The sequence below is a fragment of the Nocardia sp. NPDC051052 genome (assembly GCF_044456045.1).
Lineage (GTDB): Bacteria > Actinomycetota > Actinomycetes > Mycobacteriales > Mycobacteriaceae > Nocardia.
In genome coordinates, this window is record NZ_JBITFL010000047.1 from 1 (window position 1) to 1,912 (window position 1,912).

Here is a 1,912-nt window from a genome sequence, read left to right on the forward strand (position 1 = left end):
GGCGCGGGTGTGGGCTGGTCGGCGTTGTGGAACGAGCGTGCGCGGCGGCGGATTACGTTGCCGTCGTATGCGTTTGAGCGGCGCCGGTATTGGCTGAATACTCGGGTGAGCGGGGATCCGGTCGTGACGATCGGGGAGTCGACCACTGAGCCGATGCCATCAATCGAAACCACTGTGCTCGACGGGCAGTTGCTGAGCATCGACTGGATCGCCCAGACGGACTCGGCGCAGGCAAGCACTGCATCGGTCACATTGTTCAACACGGCAGAATCATTCTTGGAATGGGCCGCAGACGCGCGGGACGTGCCGTCTGCGGTGCTGTTCGACCCATGCCACATAGAGACGACAGACGATGTCGTGGCGAGAACACATTCCGCAACCCATGCGACATTGGCCGTGATCCAGGCTTGGTTGGCCGGCGATGGGTTTGCGACGAGCACGCTGGTGATGTTGACCGCAGGTGCGGTTTCGGTTGCCGGTGAGAGGGTTAGCGATCCGGCTGCTGCGGCGGTGTGGGGGTTGGTGCGCTCGGCGCAGGCCGAAGATCCGGGCCGGGTCGTACTCGTCGATACCGACGACGGCGTTTCTGACGGGATCTCGACAGTGGCTGCGCAGGTCCTCGCCAGTGGGGAGCCGCAAGTGGCGGTGCGTGGTGGGGTGCTGCATGTTGCGCGGCTATCGGTTGCGGTGGATGTGCCAGTGCCAGTACCGGTGTTGTCGGGCTCGGTAGTCGTCACGGGTGGCACGGCTGGTTTGGGTGCGATTGTTGCGCGGCATCTTGTTGTGGCTCATGGTGTTACGTCGCTGGTGTTGGGGAGTCGTCGGGGTCTGGACGCTGCGGGTGTGGCGGATCTGGTGGAAGAACTGACGGGGTTGGGTGCCATGGTGCGGGTGGTGGCGTGTGATGTGTCTACCCGTGTAGGGGTCGATACCCTGTTGGGTGCGGTTCCGGTGGAGTTGCCGTTGGTGGGTGTGGTCCATGCCGCGGGTGTGCTCGATGATGGTGTGATTGCGGCGTTGACGCCGCGGCGGTTGGATGCGGTGTTGGCGGCGAAGGCGGATGCGGCGTGGTATTTGCATGAGGCCACTCGTGATGCTGGTTTGGCGTTGTTTGTGTTGTATTCCTCGGTTGCTGGTGTGTTGGGTGGTGCGGGGCAAGGTAATTACGCTGCGGCGAATAGTTTCTTGGATGCGCTGGCTGAGTTTCGTCGCGCTGAAGGGCTTGTGGCGGTGTCGATTGCGTGGGGTTTGTGGGATTCCGGTTCGGGGATGGGCGCGCGGCTTCGAGCCGAAGACGCGTCCAGGTATGCGCGCGACGGCATTGTCGGTATGACGGTCGAGCAAGGTTTGACTTGGTTCGATACTGCGCTGACGTTGGGCAAGGCGTCGGTTACGGCGGCCCGCCTGGATGTCGGGGTCATGCGTGGGGCGATTTCGATTCCTGCGGTGCTACGTGGGCTGGTGTCGCAGGCGCGGCGTGCTGCTGTGGGTGTGGGTGACGGCTCATCGTTGCAGCAGCGGGTTGCGGGGCTGGCGGAGGCTGAGGCGCTGCGGGTGGTGCTGGATGTCGTTCGCGCTCAGGTGGCGCTCGTATTGGCTTACGACACTGTTGATGTCGTCGATGTCGACCGGAATTTCGGTGAGCTGGGATTCGATTCGCTGACGGCGGTCGAGGTCCGGAACCGGCTCAACACGGCCACCGGGCTGCGGTTACCCGCCACGCTGATTTTTGACTATCCCAGTATCGCCATTGTGGCTCGCCACGTGCTCGATGAGTTGCGCGGCAGCGAGACGACTGAGGTGGCGAAGGTCGACACGCCGATATCGGTGGGAAGGCCGGACCCGATTGTGATTGTGGGTATGGGTTGTCGGTTCCCTGGTGGGGTGTCGTCGCCGGATGCGTTGTGGCGGT

Annotated in this window: 1 protein-coding gene; it reads left to right on the plus strand. The window is 63.3% G+C overall.

Going from position 1 to position 1,912, the window contains the following annotated elements:
* Positions 1–123: 123 nt before the first annotated feature.
* The coding region (locus tag ACIBCN_RS44485) for a type I polyketide synthase (protein WP_396998928.1) at positions 124–1,912 on the plus strand (1,789 nt) is incomplete at its 3' end.